Origin of the sequence: Parapedobacter lycopersici, assembly GCF_024643285.1 — a bacterium.
Lineage (GTDB): Bacteria > Bacteroidota > Bacteroidia > Sphingobacteriales > Sphingobacteriaceae > Parapedobacter > Parapedobacter lycopersici.
Map to the genome: position 1 here is coordinate 123,801 of NZ_JAMSLW010000001.1, position 20,234 is coordinate 144,034.

The following is a 20,234-nucleotide window of genomic DNA, read 5'->3' on the forward strand; positions in this document are numbered from 1 at the left end:
GCGCCCGCTAGGCTTTCAGAATTTCCGCAATATCCTGATACCCTTTTTCGGCAGCTAAATCGGAAGCTGTTTTACCCATATCATTTTTGACCTCAACAAGTGCCCCGTGTTCCAGAAGTAAGATAATCAGTTCAATATTGCCGATCTGGGAAGCCAGGTGCAACGGCGTTGTACGCGATGATTGCAACACATTAACCTCAGCGCCTGCTTCGATCAGCATTTTGGCAATGTTTTCAAACCCCGAACCAATGGCCGTATGAAGGGGATACACCTGATAGCCATTCTGCGAGTAGGTATTGGTGTCAGCTCCTTTTGTCAATAAAAACCGCACCATATCCTCATTCCCGAAATGAGTGGCAATGCCCAGCGGTGTAAATCCATGATCCGAAACCCGGTCCAGTAAATCAGGCATATCTTCAATCATGGCCTGCACCTGTTCCAGCTCATTCGCGGCGGCAGCTTCATGGATGGTCAGCTCATCCATATGGCGGAGCAATACTTTGATGATTTGAGGTTTATTATAATAACAGGCCAGCAGCAGGGGAGATATATCATGGCTGGTTCGTTGTTTGCACAAACTTGGATTTTCATTCAGTAGATTGTCAATCGCCAGACTATTGCCCGCTTCAATATATTCTTCTAATAAACTAAGACTCATGTGGTTTTTCGGATACTGTTTTAAGTTATACAACACGAAATAACTAAAAAAATATGAAATGACGCTTACAATTACTTTTTTTATGCCAACCCCCCGGGGCTTTTTCATAGCTTTGATGGGAAAATTCCGATATCATGTCAAGAAAAATCATCGTTTCCATCACCGGCGCAAGCGGTGCCATCTATGCCAAGGTATTGTTGGATAAGCTATTGACGATCCGTGACCAATGGGATGCTGTCGGTGTCGTCATGTCGGATAATGCAAAAGACGTATGGCAGTATGAGTTGAAAAACGACGACTACCGCCATTACCCGTTTACCTTTTACGAAAAAAATGACTTCTATGCGCCGTTTGCATCGGGATCAGCGAAGTTTGACACCATGATTGTATGTCCATGCTCCATGGGGACACTCGCACGGATTGCGCAGGGAATCTCGTCCGATTTAACCTCGCGGGCGGCCGACGTGATCCTGAAGGAAAAGCGGAAACTGATTCTCGTGCCCCGGGAAACACCACTAAGCCTGATCCACCTCCGCAACTTGCAGACCATTGCCGAAGCCGGCGCCATTATCTGTCCCGCAAGCCCTTCGTTTTATAGCCTGCCACCTGATTTTGAAGCGCTGGCCGCTACGGTGGTCGACCGGGTTCTGGGGCTGGCCGGACTTGAGGTAGATGGCTACGAGTGGGGGAAACCCGCATAGTATGGGTAGTATTGGGCACCGGTCGTTAAATGTTAAAATAAGGTTTGCCATTGCGATGGATTTTGTACTTTTGTTCTTTAATGAACGCACTTATAGCAATAAATCCGTTAAAAGTCAGCTTTCCGGTCTTTTTCAGCACGTTATTTTATTTGCTTATCTGGTCTGTTTCATTGCCTAATCGAAAATCTGCAACCCCATTATTACATTCATGAATACGCTACTTATCAAGTCAGTCAATGTCGCCTTTCCCGGTCACCCTTTTCATAACAGGAAAGCAGACATTTTGATAGCGAAAGGTAAAATTGCCCGTATAGCATCCGAAATAACGACTGAGGTTGATGGAGTAAAGGTTATCGATGCCGGAGATCAGTTTATTGCCCCCGGTTTTTTTGACTTAAATGCCAACTTCGGGGAACCGGGCCTCGAAACCAAAGAGGACATCATCACCGGCAGTGCAGCCGCCCTGGCAGGAGGTTTTACCGGCGTCGCGGTGCACCCGAATACCCAGCCTCCGGTCGACAGCCATGCCGAGGTAGCACTCATTGTCAATCGTGCAAAAACACTTCCTGTCGATGTGTATCCGATAGGTACCATCAGCAAAAAAAGGGCCGGGGAAGAACTGGCAGAACTTTATGATATGAAGCTGGCAGGTGCCATTGCTTTTGGCGATGGCAATAAGCCCGTGCAGCAAGCCGGCTTAATGAGCAGGGCGCTGCTTTACAGCAAGGGTTTTGACGGACTGATTTTTTCGTATGCAGACGATACTTCGGTATCTGGCGGGGCAAAGATGAATGAGGGGATTACCAGCACGTACCTGGGCATGAAAGGAAACCCGAACCTGGCCGAAACATTGATGATCGCCCGCGATCTGTACCTGGCCGAGTATCACGACGCAGCAATACACTTCACCACCGTAAGCACGGCACAGGGCGTGGATCTCATCCGTCGGGCGAAGGAACGCGGCATCCGGGTCAGCTGCGATGTGGCCGCCCATCACCTGGTGTTAACAGACGACCTGGTTGCGGGTTTCGACAGCAATTATAAGGTCAATCCACCGCTGCGCACTGAACAGGATGTGACGGCACTGCTCAAAGGACTGGCAGACGGCACCATTGATGCCATTGTTTCACAGCATACCCCGCATGAAGTAGAATTTAAGAATGTAGAATATGAGATTGCGGCTTATGGAATCATAGGCTTGCAAACCGTGCTGCCGTTGGCGCTGCGAGCGGGACTTACACCGCATCAGCTTGTCGAAAAACTAGCAGTTAACCCACGGAAGATCTTAGGGCTGGGCATTCCAGCGCTTGATGAAGGGGCTGAGGCAAATTTCGTGCTGTTTAATCCCCGGGAAAAATGGATGTTTACTTCACAGCGCAATCGTTCCAAATCAGCGAATAGTCCGCTGCTGGGAACTGAACTCACTGGAAAGGTCACCTTGGTTGCAAATAACCGGCAATTGATAACGATATGATGAACCCGCATGTACAACAGGCGCTGGAAGCAGCCCTCCACACTTATGCAAAAATTGAGACGCTGGATGCAGCTGTAATCTCGGCCCGGCTCAGCTCGGTATTCAATGCCGACCTGCCTTACATGGAAAAGGTAGCGGGCATGGATGCTGCATTTGATGACAGTCCCCGGTTTGAAGCACTTCGCGAACCCGTGTTTGACCTATTGCTGATTAACTTTTTTGCTGCCGACGTAAACAAACTGGAAGCAGATTACCTTGAGTCGGAAGAATGGGAAGCCATTGAGGACCAGACAATCGACCGGGGTACTGAGCTGCTTAACCTGTTGCTTTATTTACGTGAATGCGCTGACGAAGACATTGATCCGTACCTGGGCGATTACCTTAAGGAATTCCTATTGGTGGATGAAGATGAGTTCCAGGACGAACACCGGATTTATGAGCCGGTAATCGCAAATCAATTGCTTGTCGACAGTTCATATGAAGCCATTGCACAGGCGGCCCATCAGCTGCCGGAAGACCAGGAGCTGGCGGAATTATTCTATCCCCTGATGGGATTTTTCTGCGAACCCAATCCGTCGGAACAAGATTGGGCAGCCTATGTGAAAGCCAGTAAAAACCCGGCATTTGATGCCGCCATGTATAAATTGATTACCCAATACAATCATTAAATCTAAAGATTATGACAATTAACCCAAACGCAGAGGCAACGGCACCTAATGCCAAGCGGGCCGCCATCAACAATGCATTGATCTGGGCGGCAATCAACATCATTATTTTTTTGTTGATTTATTACGCAGCACCCTCATTAATGGGCAATTTTGCCTATGGTCTTATTCAGCTGGCCATTGGGATCGGACTCGCCATTTATTTTACACTTGATTTACGCAGAAAGGCCGGCGGTTATTGGTCGTTCCGCGAAGCGCTGAGCAATATTTTTATCATGTTCATCGTTCAGGTAGTTGTTGTCACGCTGTTTACCACGGCATTTGCAAAATGGATTGAACCGTCATATGCGGACACCATGCGTGAAATTTCGCTGAATGCGACAACCCGGATGGCGGAAACGTTATCCTCTGATCAGGACCAGATTGATAAAATCATCGAGGAAGCGGAAAAAAGCATTGAAAAGCAGGTTAATCCCGGCTTTATGGATGTCGTGCAAGGGTTGGCCATTGCGGCTATTTTCTATTTTGTCGGTGCACTGATCTTTGCCGCTATTTTCAAGCGCGAGCGCCCGGTATTTGCACCGGTAACAGAAGAAGGTGAAGAAGAAGTTTAATGCCGGCGTGATGCAATGATTGACAGTTCCTGTAACCATACTATGGATATTTCAGTAGTCATTCCTTTATATAACGAAGCCGAATCCTTGCCGGAACTGACGGCCTGGATTAAGCGGGTGATGGACGACCACCGGTTCAGTTATGAAATCATTCTGATCGACGACGGCAGTACAGACGGGTCGTGGATGATCATCGAGGCACTGAAAGCGAAAAACCCAAAGGTAACCGCGGTGAAGTTCCGTCGGAATTACGGCAAATCGGCCGCACTCAATGTCGGGTTTACAGTTGCCCAGGGGGATGTGGTAATTACGATGGACGCGGATTTACAGGACAGTCCGGATGAGATTCCTGAATTGTACCGGCGGATTACCCAGGAAGATTTTGACCTGGTTTCGGGGTGGAAGCAGAAGCGCCACGATCCGCCTTCGAAGACCGTGCCTACCAAGCTGTTTAATTCCGTTACGCGGAGCATGTCGGGAATACACAACCTGCATGATTTCAATTGCGGGTTAAAGGCCTATAAAAAGGACGTGGTAAAAAGTATCGAGGTGTACGGCGAGATGCACCGCTATATTCCGGTAATCGCCAAGTGGGCCGGGTTTACGCGCATTGGTGAGCAGGTGGTACTGCACTATCCAAGAAAATACGGCAAAACAAAATTCGGGCCCGGCAGGTTCGTTAAGGGGTTTCTGGACCTGTTGTCGATTTTCTTCGTCGGTAAATTCGGTAAACGGCCAATGCATTTTTTCGGTGCGATGGGCGTGCTTAGCTTTCTGGCAGGGTTCATCATTGCCATCTGGCTGATTGTAGAAAAGCTGATCAGTATATCCAACCATACGCCATACCGGAATGCCACGGACCAGCCGTTGTTTTTTTTCGCGCTGATTGCGATTATCATCGGCACGCAATTATTCCTGACCGGATTCATCGCGGAGCTGATTTCCCGCAATGGATCTGAGCGCAACAGCTACCAGATTGAAAAAGTGATATAAGTCGGCCGGTAAATTAAGCACCGCAGATCCTGATCCATGTTTTTTTCCATTATCATCCCGCTATACAACAGGCCACAGGAGATCGATGAGCTGTTGCATTCGTTACTGCAGCAGCAATACACGCAGTTTGAGGTACTGGTCATTGAAGACGGTTCCACCCGTGACGCGCGCGCGATTGTGGAAGGCTACAAAGGACAGTTGGATATACATTACTACGCAAAGCCAAATGAGGGGCAGGGCTTTACCCGCAATTACGGTTTCCAGCGGGCCAAAGGCGACTATTTTGTCATATTTGATTCCGATTGCCTGATTCCGCCCAACTACCTGTCCAACGTAAAGGCTTTTCTGGATAAAACACCACTGGATGCCTACGGCGGTCCCGATGCGGCCCATGAGTCCTTCACGCCCGTTCAGAAAGCGATCAGCTATGCAATGACATCGCCCTTTACCACGGGCGGAATCCGCGGCAATAAAAAACATATCGGTGTATTCCACCCCCGAAGCTTCAATATGGGTGTGTCGAGAAAAGCCTGGGAGCAGGTGGGGGACTTTAAGCTGACTCGGCTGGGTGAAGATATTGAGTACAGCATCCGGATCCACACCGCGGGGCTAAAAATAGGCCTGATCCCCGAAGCAGTGGTATATCATAAACGGCGCACCGATTTTAGGCAGTTTTATAGGCAGCTGCATTTTTTTGGCAGGGCACGGATCAATATTTACAAGCATTTTCCCGCCGAGCTCAAACCCGTTCACTTTTTTCCCGCATTGTTCGTCGTGTGTTTGGCCCTGCTGGTCGTGCTGAACTTATACCGGGCGATGGCAGCCCCTGATGGTATACAATTGCTGTTTGTCCTCTGCGGGCTCGGCAACCTACTCCTTACCGGCTATACTGTACTTCTCTTTCTCCATGCGTTATGGCGCGTCCGGAGTGCCTACATTGCCGTACTGAGCGTAATCGCGGCTTATATCCAGCTGACGGCCTATGGGCTGGGTTTTATACAGGATTTTTTCCGGCGTGTCATATTCCGGCAATGTGGATAAAACACTTTGGGAATTTAGGAGATGTATCGTAATTTGCCGCATTGATTTAATATAAACCATTGCTTCCGAACACACAACATAGCCTGGATAAGCTCGAATCGCTGCTGCGCGATCTCGGATACCGGGTGCGGTATGAAAAAGGGAATTTTAGAACCGGTGCCTGCATGCTGCAGGCCAATAAAATGGTAGTGGTTAACCGATTCTCCAACCTGGAGATGAAAATAAATGCGCTAACCGGGCTTTTACAGGGAATAAATACGGAGAGCGATGCCCTCAGCGATAAGCAAAAGCAGTTTTTACGAAGCATCAAACAAACGAAACTAACAATTTGACAGTTAAATTTTTAGGTACAGGTACTTCCCAGGGGGTCCCGGTGATTGCATGCGACTGCAGGGTATGTACCTCGCCGGATCCAAAAGATAAGCGACTGCGCTCATCCATCCTGGTTGAGCTGAACAACCGGAACATTGTCATTGATACCGGGCCTGATTTCCGTTACCAGATGCTGCGGGAACAGGTAACCCGGCTGGACGCTATTCTCTTTACTCATTCACATAAGGACCATGTTGCCGGATTGGACGACGTGCGCGCCTTCAATAGGCAAAAAGGGGGAGCTATCGATATTTATGGTAGCACGGAGGTGCACGAGGCGCTGGAACGGGAGTTTTACTATGCCTTTTCCGCAAAAAAATACCCCGGGGTTCCCCAGCTGGAGCTGCATCAGATTACCACGGCGGCGTTCCCATTATTCGGCGCTATGATACAACCCATTGAAGTGATGCACTACATGATGCCGGTACTGGGCTTCCGCATTGGGGATTTTACGTATATCACCGATGCCAAGACGGTCGCCGAACCGGAAGTAGCGAAAATAAAGGGGACAAAAATACTCGTGGTCAATGCCTTGCAGCGCGACCCGCATATCTCCCACTTCACGCTGGATGAGGCGGTGGCGTTTGCACAGCAAGTGGGTGCCGAGCAGACTTATTTTACCCACATCAGCCACCGGCTGGGGCGGCACGAAGAAGTGCAGCGCGAATTGCCAAGCAGTATCTCCCTCGCGTACGATGGCTTGATGCTAACCGGATTGCACGCGTAATCCAATACCATACACCAAACATTTTTCCCATATGTCTGTTGATAAAGGTGATTATTAATCATTAACCTTATAATGCTATGGGAAATTTATTGTATTTCATTGCGATCATCCTGGTTATCGCCTGGGCGATCAGTTATTTTGGCGGGTATTACACCGGCGGCATCATCCACGTATTGTTGGTTATCGCAATAATAGCGATTCTACTGCGCGTAATCCGGGGAGCTGCCTGACCGGCGGCTGGTCAATAACCGTTCGGCTACCAGCAGGTCATCCGGAAAGGTGATTTTGATATTGCAGGTATCCCCAGGCACCAGGGTGATGGGGATGCCTGTTTTTTCTACCACCGAGGCATCGTCGGTGCAGGTGTTGTCTTCGGGCTGTTCATAAGCATGAAAAAGATCCGCAGCCCTGAAGGTCTGCGGAGTCTGCATCAGGTAAACCTTTTCCCTTGGGTAGGAGAACGTCCCTGCACCGTCCAATTGTTCAATCCGGACGGAGTTGCTGCTCGGTACTGCCAGTGCCGCATTTCCGGAACGCGCGGCCTCCGCATACGACAAATCAATTAAATCGGGGTTAATCAGTGGCCTTACGGCATCATGAACGGCAATAAGCACCCCGGGAGCCTGTCCGTCCGTCAACCTGATCTCTTCCAGCCCGCTTCTCACGCTCTCGAACCGGCTCTCGCCGCCAACAACAAGTTTATGCGGCACCTGAAAATGATGGGCGTTACAGAGTAAGCGCCATTGCTCCTGCATTGATGGGTGGAGCACGAGCACCAGATGCGGGGCACACTTGCTTCGCTGAAAAGCCAATAATGTATGCATCATTACCGGAAGCCCGTTAAGCAGCATAAATTGCTTGGGAACATCGGAACCCATACGGCTTCCCGTTCCCCCCGCAACGATTATGGCATAATGAATGGTCATCTTCGAACGCGAGCACTGCGCAACGCAGGATCAGTTAAAGTGCTGTAATTCCCAGTCCTGTATTTAGATAATCAGCATGGCATCTCCGTAACTGTAGAACCGGTATTTCTCCTTAACAGCTACTTCGTACGCATGCATTACATGTTCATAACCACCAAAGGCAGCAATCATAACCAGCAGCGTAGACTCCGGCGTATGGAAGTTGGTAATCATGCTGTCGGCAATACTGAAATCATAGGGAGGATAAATAAATTTACTTGTCCACTCGTTAGCCGGTTTCAGGTGCCTGTCGGCCGATACAGAAGACTCAATGGCACGCATGGAAGTCGTACCTACAGCGCACACCCGCTTTTTCGTGTCTATCGCCCGGTTTACCGTATTGGCTGCTTCCGGTGTGATGATAAACTGCTCCGAGTCCATTTTATGTTTGGTAAGGTCTTCCACCTCTACCGTGCGGAATGTTCCCAGTCCAACATGTAACGTAATTTCGGCAAAATCCACACCCTTAAGCTCAAAACGCTTCATCAGCTCCCGGCTGAAGTGCAATCCTGCGGTAGGGGCCGCCACGGCACCCTCATGCTTGGCAAAAATGGTCTGGTAACGGAATTTATCTTCCGGCGTGGCCTTGCGCTTAATGTATTTCGGAAGCGGGGTTTCCCCCAGAACTTCGATGTTCCGGCGGAATTCTTCATCGCTGCCGTCAAACAAAAACCGGATGGTACGGCCGCGGGAAGTGGTGTTGTCCACTACTTCGGCAACCAGCAGGTCGTCCTCGCCAAAATAAAGCTTGTTGCCCACCCGGATTTTCCGCGCCGGGTCTACCAATACATCCCACAGGCGGAGCTCCTTATTCAGTTCACGCAATAAAAACACTTCAATCGTTGCCCCTGTTTTCTCTTTATTGCCATACATGCGGGCCGGAAAAACTTTCGTGTTATTCAGGATCAAAACGTCCTTATCGTCGAAATAGTTCAGGACATCCTTGAATATTTTGTGTTCTATTTTCCCGGTTTTCCGGTCGAGGACCATCAAGCGCGACTCATCCCGGCTTTCGCTGGGTTCGTTTGCAATGAGTGATTCGGGGAGATTGAATTTAAATTGAGATAGCTTCATTGTTGATGCAGTTATATAGGAGGCTGTCCGATGCCGTGTGCCGTTTCAGTAGGATACCCTGAGGAACCCCTTTCGGACAATACCAATTAAATTAGCGCGCAAATTTATGAAATTATTTTGGTAATATGATGAGGGTTTCGCAGTTTTATAGCCGGTGACGGCACCCCATTTTTTTATGTAACTTTTGATGATCCTATACGTCTATAGAACATGTTGTTTCTGAAGCTAATCGGTGAGAGTTTTGGTTTCGCGTTTTCCGCCCTGCGCGAAAACCGTACCCGGACGTTGTTATCCCTGCTGGGTGTGACCATCGGGATCTTGATTATTATCGGCGTATTCTCCGCGGTGGACACCCTGCGGGCGAATCTCGAAAGCAGCGTTGAGAAACTGGGGAGTAAAACCATCTACGTGATGAAATGGCCATGGGACGGCGGACCTGACTTTCCCTGGTGGCAGTATGTCAACCGGCCCGAGCCGGACCTGCGGGATTACGAGGCGCTGAAGGAACGGATGACCACCGCGGAAGCCGTTTCGTTTTCCATTGATATCGGGAACCGTACCGTCCAGTACTTCAATAACAACGTGTCGGGTGTTACCGTTACGGCTACTTCGCACGAACTCTATGACATCCGGAACCTGGAAATCCAGGACGGAAGGTATTTTACCGAAATCGAATCCAGCCGGGGCAGTACCGTGGCCGTGATCGGCGCAACCATTGCCGAGGGATTGTTTCCCAATGCGGACCCGATTGGCAAGGAAGTTTCAGTGCTGGGCCGGAGAATAACGGTCATCGGTATTTTCAAAAAGGAAGGAGAGGGGATGATCTTCGACGTTTCCATGGATAACGTGGTGATGATTCCACTTAATCTTGGCCGTAATCTCGTAAATATCAGGCGTTACAGTCCGGCTATCATGGTGAGCGCCCGTCCCGCTATCGCACTGGAAGAAACGGAGAGCGAATTACGGGGTGTCATGCGGTCCATTCATCGGCTAAGCCCGCAGCAGCAGGACGACTTCTCCCTGAATAAAACAACGGTGATTACCGCGCAGCTGGATTCCATGTTTAAGGTAATCAACCTGGCCGGTGGGTTTATCGGTATCTTCTCCATCCTGGTAGGCGGATTTGGCATCGCAAACATCATGTTCGTGTCGGTGAAGGAGCGGACCCACATCATCGGCATACAAAAGTCACTGGGTGCAAAAAATTATTTTATCCTCTCCCAGTTTCTCATCGAAGCCATTGCGCTGTGTGTAATCGGCGGGTTTATGGGGTTATCCATCGTCTATCTGCTAGCCTTCCTGGTCAAGCTGGTCTTTGGTTTGGGTATAGTCGTGAATTTGGGGATGGTTATGCTTACGGTCTTGCTGTCTACCCTGATCGGGCTGGTAGCAGGTATCGTGCCTGCAGCCATGGCTGCCCGGCTTAACCCGGTAGAGGCGATCCGAAGCAAGTAACTTCCGGATCGCCGTAATAATATAAAAACCTGTGCGGGCCGTTGTTCCCTTAGCTCAGTTTAGCCAGGCCTTCTTTAATGCGCCGCAACGCTTCTTTCAGATTTTCGTCCGATGCTGCATAGGACAACCGGATGTAATTATTATTCCCAAAGGAGTCGCCACCCACGGTAGCCACATGGGCCTCATTTAAGAGATAAAGCGCCAGGTCACTCGAATCTTTGATGATATTCCCCTGAGGGTCCTTTTTTCCGAAAAACGAACTGATGTCCGGGAAAAAGTAAAACGCACCTTCCGGCAGGTTCGTCTTCACGCCCGGAATTTCCTTCAACAGGTTGTATACCAGGTCCCTGCGGCGCTCAAACGCTTCTTTCATCTTCAATACGCTGTCCAAGCCCTGTGCATAGGCAGCAATGCCTGCCCGCTGGGCAATAGAACAGGTTCCTGATGTGGTTTGTCCCTGCAGTTTGTCATTAGCTGCCGCTATTTCTTTACTGGCTGCCAGGTAGCCCAGGCGCCAGCCCGTCATCGCAAAAGCCTTGGAAAAGCCATTGATCAGGATTACGCGGTCTTTAATGCTGTCGAACTGCGCAATGGATTCATGCTGTCCGATGAAATTGATGTGCTCATAAATCTCGTCGGAAATAATATAAATGTCGGGATGTTTCTCAAATACCCGCACAAGCCCTTCCAGCTCCGCTTTGCTGTATACGCTGCCCGTGGGATTGCACGGTGAAGAAAACATGAAAAGCTTGCTTTTCGATGTAATCGCAGCTTCCAGTTCTTCGGGTGTGATCTTAAAATCGCTCTCGATGGTTGTATTAATGAATACCGACTTGCCTTCCGCAAGTGTTACCATCTCCGAATAGGATACCCAGTAGGGCGTGGGGATGATGACCTCATCGCCCGGATTGATCAGGGTCAGTATCGCATTGGAAAGCGATTGTTTGGCCCCGGTCGATACCACGATCTGCGAGGCATCATAGTCCAGGTTGTTTTCTTCCTTTAGCTTCTTCACGATAGCCTTGCGGAGATCCGGATACCCCGGTACAGGGGAATAGCGGGTGTAGTTTTCATCCAGCGCCTGCTTGGCTGCGGCCTTTACATGGTCCGGGGTGTGAAAATCAGGTTCACCCACGCTGAGGCTAATGACGTGAACGCCTTTTTCCGCGAGTTCACGGCCAAGTTTGGTCATTTTTAAGGTGGCCGATTCGGACAGATTATTTATCCTATCGGAAAGAATAGAAGATGTGCTCATGGTGGACAAAATTAGACAAAACTGGCGATTCCAACAACAATTATTATTTGTCGGGAATGCGGATTTCCCGGGTGTTGCCACATTGTTTTATATGTGGGTGTGCGCGGCATTCGTTATCTTTGCCTTCCAACGTTCGAACGATTGTTTTGTGTAAATAGAAAAACATATTTGGTAAGCAGAAAAATATATTTTGAATAAACAGAAAAATATAATCCGACTCGCACTGGCTGCCGGTATTCTGCTGATGCTGATAAAATTCGGCGCTTATTTATTAACGAACTCCAACGCGGTCCTCACCGACGCCATGGAAAGCATCGTCAATGTCGTGGCCTCCGGATTTGCTTTTTACAGCATCCACCTGGCAGCCCGGCCGCGCGATCAGAACCATCCGTACGGCCACGGTAAGGTGGAATTTTTTTCGGTATTCCTTGAAGGTGGATTAATTTTTATTGCCGGGATGCTGATCCTGGCCAAGGCAGTATATAACATCTTTTTTCCGGAAACGGTGGGTAACCTGATCGGGGGCATGGGACTGCTGGCGTTTACCGGGGTGGTCAATTTTGTACTGGGTACATACATGGTCACCCAGAGTAAATCGCTCAATTCGCTGACGCTGCTTGCCGATGGCAAGCACTTACAGACCGATGCGTACAGTACGGTCGGACTTTTGGTGGGACTGTTCCTGATGTATATCACCGGATTCGGGTGGATCGATATCGTACTGTCACTGGGGCTGGGCACGTATATCCTGATCAGCGGATATAAGCTCCTGCGGCGGTCTATCGCCGGACTGATGGATGAATCGGACATGAAACTACTGGGGAAGGTAGCCAATATATTACAACGGCACCGGAAAGACGATTGGATTGATGTGCACAACCTGCGTGTCCAGCGTTATGGGCATGAGCTGCATATCGATTGCCATGTAACCTTGCCCAACTATTACGATCTCAACAAGGTGCACGACGAGGTGTCGCTCATCGATACCGTGATTAACAGTAACTTGCACAGCAATACCGAATTATTTATCCATGCAGACCCCTGTATACCGGCATGCTGCAAGTATTGCCGGGTTAAAAATTGCCCTATCCGCTCGGAAGCACAGCAGGTGGATCATGTGTGGGACGAGGAGCGACTGGGTAAAAATGAAAAGCATTTTGAAAACGGCTAACCGCGCATTGATGGCCGAATTTTAACATTTTTGATAGCCGCATTGCAAAAACAATTCTTCATCTTTACCTGATGTTTAAAGAAATACGGAACAAATATTTACGATATACCCTGATCGTTGGCTATGCTATCGTCATCTTCATCTGTGCCGTCGAAATTAATTTCCTGTGGCTGTTCGGATATTCCCCCACGTCCCGCGATATCAACATGCCGGCGCAGCACGTGGCTTCGGAACTTTACACGGCCGACAGTGTGCTGATCGGGCGCTATTTCAAGGAAGACCGCTCGCCGGTGCCCTATGACAGCATTTCGCCCAACGTGACCAACGCGCTGATCGCAACCGAGGACATCCGGTTTTTCCAGCACCACGGCGTGGATTTCCGGGCCGTATTTTCCAGTTTGCTGTCCACGGCACAGGGTGATCGGAGAGGAGCAAGCACCATCACCCAGCAGCTGGCGAAAAACCTATACCGTACCCGTTATGACCAGGCTGAGGGACTCCTGGGTCGTATACCCGGCATCGGACTGGTCATCAATAAATTCAAGGAATGGGTCACGGCCTATAAACTGGAAAGTAAGTACAGTAAGGAATCGATCATTACGATGTACCTGAATACGGTTTCCTTCAGCAACAACGCATACGGCATAAAAACGGTGGCTAAGCGCTATTTCAACAAACAGCCGTCGGACCTGACGGCTGCGGAAGCAGCCGTGCTCATCGGCATGCTTAAAGGGACTACGTTATATAACCCGGTGCGCAACCCGGACCGATCTGTTGAGCGGCGTAATATCGTGCTCAGCCAGATGCAGAAAGCCGGATTCCTTTCAGCTGAAGCCTATCAGGAGGCCCGGGCAACACCGCTCCGGTTGAGTTTCGGCACGGAAGAGGAAGCCGCCCGGGAAGACTCCTACCTGCGTGCTGCTGTTGAAAAATGGCTGGAGGCCTGGTGCGCCGAAAATGGATATGACATCTACGAGGACGGGTTGAAGATTTATACCACCATTGATTCCCGCATGCAGCGCCACGCCGAGGAAACGGTCGCTGAGCAGATGAAAACCCTCCAGCGCCGACTGGAAAATGCGTGGCAGGGCGAGATCCCATGGCGCAATTCCAATGGGGAAGTGATCGATGGTTTTCTGGAAAACCTGGCCTCGCGCACCAGCTACTATCGCCAGTTAAATGAACGCTATAAAGGCAATAAAGACAGCATATTCCATTACCTCAACCAGCCCAAGACCATGCAGGTGTTCACCTGGGACGGGCCCCGGGAGGTGCAGTATTCCAGTATGGATTCGCTGGCCCATTATGCCATGATGCTGAATGCCGGAATGATGTCCATGGATCCGTATAATGGCGAAATAAAAGTATGGGTGGGCGGAATAAACCACCAGTATTACCAGTACGACCACGTATTCCAGGCGAAACGCCAGGCGGGCTCTACATTCAAGCCCTTTGCCTACCTTGCCGCCCTGGAGGCGGGCATGTCTCCGTGTGATAAATATGTGGATAAGGCGGTACGGATTACGTATACGGAGAAAGGGGAAGAAAAAGTATGGGAGCCGAAAAATGCCGACTGGGTGTTCAGTGGCCGCGACATGTCGCTGCGCTGGGCCATGGGGAAATCGGTAAACTCCATTACAGCGCAGATCACGGAAGAGGTCGGCTGGGACAAGGTCGTGGATGCAGCCAAACGCAGCGGCATCACCAGCCCGCTGGCTTCCGTGCCCTCGGTTAGCCTGGGCTCCAATGATGTCAGCGTCTTCGAAATGGTCAACGCATACGCAACCTTTATGAATAAGGGCCGGCGCGTCGACCCGATACTGGTATCCCGGATTGTCGCAATGGATGGCCGTACGGTCGCCACGTTTAAACCCCGGGACACCCAGGTGATCAGCGAGGAAGTCGCCTGGCTGATGACCTACATGCTCCGGGGAAGCATGGAAGAGCCGGAAGGTACCTCGCAGGCCCTATGGGAATGGGATCTATGGAAAGAAAATAATCAGATTGGCGGAAAAACAGGCACCTCGTCCGATTACGTGGATGGCTGGTATATGGGGGTAACCAAAGACCTGGTGACCGGCGTTTGGGTGGGATGCGACGAACGCAGCATTCATTTTAAGAACTCCCAGACCGGTGAAGGTTCACGTACGGCATTGCCTATTTTTGGTAAATACATGGAGAAACTATACCATGATAATGCTCTGGGATATACCTACGGCCCGTTTCCGGAAGCCGGTGTGCCGATAAACCGGCAATACAATTGTCCCAGCCCACGCATCATCCACCGCGACAGTACACAGACTGACAGCATTTCGCCGCTGCGACTGCCCGACTCACCGGCGCTGGAGGAACCACTTGATATGGAGGAACTGAAGCGACAGCTTGATGGTAGCCGGCAGATCACATCCGTGGACAAAACCAAAGGGGAAGCAACGGAATGGTACCGGCCGGCACGCAAAGGCTAACCGAAAACAAATAGCATGATGATTATTAAACCATTTTACCGATATTCGTTCTAACTTTACGTTCAAAAACTATCTCAGCTGACGTTCCATGACACATTTTCGTATCAACAGACCTTTTTATTTCCAAGTGCTGATCGGTATGGCGCTCTGCCTTTTTGCCCTGGGCGCACAGGCGCAATATTTCGGACAGAACAAAATGCGGTATAAGCAACTGGATTTTAAGGTATATGAAACGCCCCATTTTAACCTACATTACTATGTGCAAAACGACTCACTGATCCGGTGGCTCGCCAAGGAAAGTGAGGTCTGGTACGAATTGCATCAACAGGTATTCCGGGATACTTTTCTCCGGAAGAACCCCATCATTCTGTATGCTAACCACCCTGAGTTCCAGCAAACCACAACTATACAGGGCGAAATCGGGGTAGGTACCGGCGGGGTAACCGAAGCACTGAAGACTCGCGTGGTCATGCCGGTCATGCTCATTAACCAGCAAACCCGCCACGTACTCGGCCACGAGCTGGTGCATGCCTTCCAGTACCGGGTGCTGATGGAAGGGGGCGATACAACACGGCTTGAGAATATCGGTAATATTCCGCTTTGGATGGTTGAGGGGATGGCGGAGTACTTTTCTGTCGGGAAAAAGGATGCCTTCACAGCCATGTGGATGCGGGATGCTTACCTGAATAATGATATTCCCTCGCTGCGGGCAATGACGGAAAACCAGAACCGGTATTTTCCGTACCGGTTCGGGCAGGCCTTCTGGTCATATGTCGGGTCTACTTACGGTGATACGGTCATTATGCCCTTATTCAAAGCCACCGCCATGTACGGTTATGAAATGGGGATCAGGCGGGTATTCGGGTATGATTCCGAAACACTGTCCAACCTATGGAAAAACAGCATGATCAATGCCTACCGCAGCCTACCCATCGATACTTCCAGGGCGCCTGTGGGACGGTCCATCCTCAATCGGCAGAATTCCGGGGGGAGCATGAACGTTTCGCCGGCCATTTCACCCGATGGCAAATACGTGGCTTTCCTGTCGGAACGCGACCTGTTCAGTATTGATCTTTTCCTGGCCGATGCACAGAGCGGCGAAATTATACGAAAGCTGAGCAGCCGGCTTACCAATACCGATATTGATGAATTCAGTTTCCTGGAGTCGGCGGGGGCTTTTTCCCCCGATAGCCGGAAATTTGCGTTCAGTGTATTCAGTCGGGGCCGGAGCAAACTGATGGCCGTGGACGTGAACAATGGCCGTACGCTGTTCCTGGAAGCCATGGGTGACGTCACGGAATTCGGTAACATCGCCTGGTCACCAGATGGCGAAACCCTCGCGTTCTCGGGCCTGAAAAACGGGGTCAGTGATTTATACCTCTATCATCTTGGTACGAAAAAATTGACCCAGCTGACCAACGATGCTTATTCCGACTTCCAGCCCAGTTTCTCCTGGGATGGCCAGAAAATTGTATTCAGCACCGACCGGGTAGCCTGGCAGAAGCGTTCGCGGGATGTCAACATCCCCATGAACCTCGCGGTGTTTGACCTGGCTACCGGCGAAATCAGTAACATCGACGTATTCCCCGGGGCCAACAACCTGAATCCGCAGTTCTCTGCCGATAACAGCCAACTCTATTTCCTGTCGAACAGCGATGGCTTCCGGAACATGTTCCGGTATACGCTGAGCGATGGAACGACGGAGCGGATGACGGAATATTTTACCGGTATCAGCGGCATCACGGAGTATTCACCGGCATTAAGCCTGTCGGCAAATAACGATGTCGTTTATTCGTATTACCGACGGAATGAATACAGCGTATATAATGCAAAAGTGGCTGACTTTGAGCCGGTAAAAGTAGATCCGTTAACGGTCAACTTCAACGCCGCCATGCTGCCGCCGCCGGAAAATCTTGGCGTCGATGTAGTGAATGCCAACCTCAGCAATTTCAATTTATTTCAGCGGATTGCCGATAACCAGATAGACTCTGTAGGCTACCGGCCGAATTTCAAACTGGATTACCTCGCAAACAGCGGGATGGGTATGGCCGTCGGCAGCCGTTACGGTGCCGGTATCTCCAGCGGTATCCAGGGTATGTTTTCGGATATCCTCGGCCAGAACCAGATTTTTGCGGCCCTTTCCATCAATGGCGAGATCTATGACTTCGGCGGACAGGTTGCTTATATCAACCAGAAAAGCCGGATCAATTGGGGTGGGGCCATTTCGCACATCCCGTACATGTCCGGATTTTCGGCATACGGTACACGTCCGGCTTACGACCAGAATGGCGATATCATCCAGGTACCCAGTTTTGAAACCTATATTATCCGTACATTCCAGCAGCAGGTAGAAGCTTTTGGCGCCTATCCGTTCTCCAAGCATCACCGCTTTGAGCTTGGCGGGGCGCTTGCCCGGTACAGCTACCGGGTAGATAACTGGTGGCAGGATTATATCGGCAGGGGTGGCCGGGATAAGATAACCAATGAACAGGCCAGCGCGATTTTCGGAGGCAACTTCAATGCGTTTACCATCCAGCAGGCCAATGCGTCTTTCGTGGGCGATAATGCCGTGTTTGGCATTGCTGCCCCGCTGCAGGGATTCCGTTACCGGCTCGGCATGGAAAAATATTTCGGAGATTACAACTTTTCGGCTTATACCTTTGACCTGCGTAAATACAGCCGGTTTAAACCGATTACGATCGCAGCACGTGCATACACATACATGCGCGCGGGTAAAGACGAGAATGCGCTGTACCCGCTGTTCCTGGGCTACCCGCACCTGATCCGCGGATATGAAAGCGCATCGTTCCGGAATAATTCCAGCGTGTTTAATTTCAATAGCATGATGGGTACGCGTATCGCCGTTTTCAATTTTGAAATCCGGCTGCCTTTTACCGGTCCGGAACGGCTGGCGGCTATCCCGTCAAGCCTGCTTTTCTCGGACCTTAACCTGTTTTTTGATGCGGGGCTTGCCTGGAACAGCGATTCCAAGGTAGCTTTCCGAAGCACCCCGCGCCTGGTAGGTACCCGGCCGAACCCGCTTGATCCGACACAACCAATTGAAGTATATGAACGCATTCCTGCGTTAAGCGCGGGCGTGTCCCTGCGGGTTAACCTGTTCGGTGCCCTGGTATTAGAACCGTATTATGCATTTCCGTTTCAGCGGACTGATCTTGAATTCGGTACATTCGGGTTAAATTTCGCTCCGGGCTGGTAGGATAAAAAGGGAAAACGGGGTCTTCTTATTAGTGTAGACGCGGCAGTTAAAGCCGCGATCACTTGTTTAATCGTTTAAATAACTAACCTTAAATTAAAACCATATGATGAAAAGAACAGGCTATTACCTATTTGTTGCTATTTTTTGTTTCGCGGTGCTGCAGGTGCGGGCACAGCAATACGACCTGCTGTTAAAGGGAGGGCACGTCATCGACCCGAAAAACGGGATCGACGGTGTGATGGACGTTGCCATCGGCAATGGAAAGATTGCCGCAGTGTCCCCGGACATCAATGCCTCACAGGCGAAGAAAGTCGTCGACGCCAAAGGCCTGTATGTAACCCCGGGGTTAATCGACCTGCATGGCCATCACTTCTGGGGCACGGTTCCCGACCGGTACCTGAGCAACAGCTTTACTGCGCTGCCGCCTGACGGCTTTACGTTCCGTGCGGGTGTAACGACCGTTGCCGATGCGGGAGGCGCCGGCTGGAAGAACTTCAATCTCTTTAAGGAACAGGTGATCGACCGCTCGCAGACCCGGGTGCTGGCTTTCCTCAATATTGTGGGCGAGGGCATGCGGGGTGTGGTTCCCTATGAGCAGAACCTCTTTGATATGGATCCGAAGATGACCACGATGGTTGCCAAAGCGCACCCCGAGATCATCGGCATTAAAATAGCCCATTACCAGGGCCTGGAATGGGAGCCTTATGAAAAGGCAGCTGAAGTGGGAAGGAATGCCGGTATTCCGGTGATGGTCGACCTCGGCGGCGCCGGCGCCAGCGATTCCCCGCTGCCGCTCGAAAAGCTGTTTACCGAGGTGCTGCGGCCGGGGGATATCTTGACCCATATGTATGGCGGTGACCACTCCGGTCACGGTCCGAAGGAGGGAATACTGGACGCAAACGGCCGGGTAAAGCCCTATTGGGTGACCGCACAGAAGAACGGGCTTATCTTTGACGTGGGGCATGGCGGCGGAAGTTTCTTTTACCGGGTGGCCGTACCTGCCACCCAGCAGGGATTCTGGCCGAATACCATCAGTACTGACCTGCACACGGGCAGTATGAACGCCGGTATGAAGGATATGCTTAATGTGGTGTCCAAAATGCTGGATCTCGGTATGCCGCTCGGCGCAGCTATTGAAGCATCCACCTGGAAACCTGCGCAGGTGATCCACCGCGAAGAGCTCGGTAACCTCGATGTAGGCGCCGAGGCGGACGTCGCCGTGTTCAGTCTACAGCAGGGCAGGATCGGCTTCCTGGATTCGTCATTGAATAAAAAGGAAGGCGACAGCAAGCTGCAGGCCGAGTTAACCATCCGGGCCGGACGCGTTGTCTGGGACCTCAACGGTATTGCGTCGGCCACATGGAATGCGAACCAATAGTACTGCCGT

The 20,234-nt window shown here is 50.6% G+C and carries 18 protein-coding genes; 14 read left to right on the forward strand and 4 right to left on the reverse strand.

Translation table 11 applies throughout. The features are described from left to right. Window positions 1-7 precede the first annotated feature (7 nt). Complete coding sequence (locus NEV57_RS00575; RefSeq protein WP_257656339.1) at window positions 8-658, reverse strand: ankyrin repeat domain-containing protein; 651 nt, start codon at window positions 656-658, stop codon at window positions 8-10. Window positions 659-792: 134 nt separating this feature from the next. Here NEV57_RS00575 and NEV57_RS00580 point away from each other — a divergent pair, with 134 nt between their 5' ends. From NEV57_RS00580 to NEV57_RS00620, 9 genes are all read left to right on the forward strand, one after another. Then, complete coding sequence (locus NEV57_RS00580) at window positions 793-1,359, forward strand: UbiX family flavin prenyltransferase (RefSeq protein ID WP_257656340.1); 567 nt, start codon at window positions 793-795, stop codon at window positions 1,357-1,359. Window positions 1,360-1,567: 208 nt separating this feature from the next. Beyond that, entirely contained in the window at window positions 1,568-2,833 is a 1,266-nt protein-coding gene (locus NEV57_RS00585) for a dihydroorotase (RefSeq protein WP_257656341.1), read from the forward strand. Next, the gene (locus NEV57_RS00590) at window positions 2,830-3,501 is read left to right on the forward strand and encodes a hypothetical protein (RefSeq protein ID WP_307876367.1); all 672 of its coding nucleotides are present in this window, start codon (window positions 2,830-2,832) and stop codon (window positions 3,499-3,501) included. The genes NEV57_RS00585 and NEV57_RS00590 overlap by 4 nt, the downstream gene beginning before the upstream one ends. Window positions 3,502-3,512: 11 nt before the next feature. Beyond that, a complete protein-coding gene (locus NEV57_RS00595) occupies window positions 3,513-4,112 on the forward strand; it encodes a DUF4199 domain-containing protein (RefSeq protein ID WP_257656342.1) in 600 nt (199 codons plus the stop codon). 42 nt (window positions 4,113-4,154) lie between these two features. Continuing rightward, on the forward strand, window positions 4,155-5,105 hold the full coding sequence (locus tag NEV57_RS00600) for a glycosyltransferase family 2 protein (RefSeq protein ID WP_257656343.1): 951 nt from the start codon (window positions 4,155-4,157) through the stop codon (window positions 5,103-5,105). 36 nt (window positions 5,106-5,141) lie between these two features. Next, a complete protein-coding gene (locus NEV57_RS00605; RefSeq protein WP_257656344.1) occupies window positions 5,142-6,146 on the forward strand; it encodes a glycosyltransferase family 2 protein in 1,005 nt (334 codons plus the stop codon). A 59-nt stretch (window positions 6,147-6,205) separates the two neighbouring features. Next, on the forward strand, window positions 6,206-6,478 hold the full coding sequence (locus tag NEV57_RS00610; RefSeq protein WP_257656345.1) for a hypothetical protein: 273 nt from the start codon (window positions 6,206-6,208) through the stop codon (window positions 6,476-6,478). After that, on the forward strand, window positions 6,475-7,245 hold the full coding sequence (locus NEV57_RS00615; RefSeq protein ID WP_257656346.1) for an MBL fold metallo-hydrolase: 771 nt from the start codon (window positions 6,475-6,477) through the stop codon (window positions 7,243-7,245). Before NEV57_RS00610 ends, NEV57_RS00615 begins: the two co-directional genes overlap by 4 nt. Before the next feature lie 77 nt (window positions 7,246-7,322). Continuing rightward, window positions 7,323-7,475 (forward strand): lmo0937 family membrane protein, encoded by a 153-nt coding sequence (locus tag NEV57_RS00620; protein ID WP_257656347.1) that lies wholly within the window; start codon window positions 7,323-7,325, stop codon window positions 7,473-7,475. Here the strand turns inward: NEV57_RS00620 and NEV57_RS00625 are convergent. Beyond that, a complete protein-coding gene (locus tag NEV57_RS00625; protein WP_257656348.1) occupies window positions 7,446-8,171 on the reverse strand; it encodes a 2-C-methyl-D-erythritol 4-phosphate cytidylyltransferase in 726 nt (241 codons plus the stop codon). The genes NEV57_RS00620 and NEV57_RS00625 overlap by 30 nt on opposite strands. 63 nt (window positions 8,172-8,234) lie before the next feature. Beyond that, window positions 8,235-9,284 carry a tRNA preQ1(34) S-adenosylmethionine ribosyltransferase-isomerase QueA gene (gene queA / locus NEV57_RS00630; protein ID WP_257656349.1) on the reverse strand — a complete coding sequence of 350 codons (1,050 nt, stop codon included), beginning with the start codon at window positions 9,282-9,284 and terminating at the stop codon, window positions 8,235-8,237. A gap of 210 nt (window positions 9,285-9,494) precedes the next feature. On the opposite strand from queA, the gene NEV57_RS00635 reads away from it, so the two are divergent. Then, window positions 9,495-10,739: an ABC transporter permease gene (locus NEV57_RS00635; RefSeq protein ID WP_257656350.1), complete on the forward strand. Its 1,245-nt coding sequence runs from the start codon at window positions 9,495-9,497 to the stop codon at window positions 10,737-10,739. A 49-nt stretch (window positions 10,740-10,788) separates the two neighbouring features. Here NEV57_RS00635 and NEV57_RS00640 read toward each other — a convergent pair whose 3' ends face one another. Continuing rightward, window positions 10,789-11,994, reverse strand: a complete 1,206-nt coding sequence (locus tag NEV57_RS00640) for a pyridoxal phosphate-dependent aminotransferase (protein WP_257656351.1) — start codon at window positions 11,992-11,994, stop codon at window positions 10,789-10,791. Between the two features lie 190 nt (window positions 11,995-12,184). Here NEV57_RS00640 and NEV57_RS00645 point away from each other — a divergent pair, with 190 nt between their 5' ends. The 4 genes from NEV57_RS00645 to NEV57_RS00660 all read left to right on the forward strand — a co-directional run bounded on the left by NEV57_RS00645 (window position 12,185) and on the right by NEV57_RS00660 (window position 20,225). Then, entirely contained in the window at window positions 12,185-13,165 is a 981-nt protein-coding gene (locus tag NEV57_RS00645; RefSeq protein WP_257656352.1) for a cation diffusion facilitator family transporter, read from the forward strand. A gap of 71 nt (window positions 13,166-13,236) precedes the next feature. Next, window positions 13,237-15,630 (forward strand): transglycosylase domain-containing protein, encoded by a 2,394-nt coding sequence (locus NEV57_RS00650; RefSeq protein WP_257656353.1) that lies wholly within the window; start codon window positions 13,237-13,239, stop codon window positions 15,628-15,630. Between the two features lie 88 nt (window positions 15,631-15,718). Beyond that, complete coding sequence (locus NEV57_RS00655) at window positions 15,719-18,847, forward strand: tolB protein precursor (protein WP_307876368.1); 3,129 nt, start codon at window positions 15,719-15,721, stop codon at window positions 18,845-18,847. A 103-nt stretch (window positions 18,848-18,950) separates the two neighbouring features. Further along, on the forward strand, window positions 18,951-20,225 hold the full coding sequence (locus tag NEV57_RS00660) for an amidohydrolase/deacetylase family metallohydrolase (protein ID WP_257656354.1): 1,275 nt from the start codon (window positions 18,951-18,953) through the stop codon (window positions 20,223-20,225). The last annotated feature ends 9 nt before the right edge of the window (window positions 20,226-20,234 follow it).